General features: G+C 58.8%; 1 protein-coding gene. It reads right to left on the bottom strand.

The genetic code is table 11. The annotated features are described in order from the left end of the window. Positions 1 to 207 (bottom strand): transposase (locus B7449_RS14375; RefSeq protein WP_048883745.1); only part of this gene is annotated, 207 nt, incomplete at its 3' end. Positions 208 to 245 lie beyond the last annotated feature (38 nt).

Here is a 245-nt window from a genome sequence, read left to right as displayed (position 1 = left end):
CCAGCGACGCAGCCGCCGGTGCACGTTCTTCCAGTCCCCGAACCGGGCAGGCAGATCACGCCAGGGAATGCCTGCACGGTAACGATACAGCACGGCTTCGATAAACAGACGGTTATCCGCAGCCGTCCCACCGACATGACCTTCGCGACCCGGGAGAAGATCTTTTATCCGTTCCCACTGACCATCGCGCAGACCATACCGTCGCATTCACACTCTCCCCGTTCCAGAAACAGGAAGAAAACATC

This window comes from Komagataeibacter intermedius TF2, assembly GCF_000964425.1.
GTDB classification, from domain to species: Bacteria; Pseudomonadota; Alphaproteobacteria; order Acetobacterales; family Acetobacteraceae; genus Komagataeibacter; species Komagataeibacter intermedius.
This window is presented reverse-complemented; position numbering and strand designations above follow the sequence as displayed.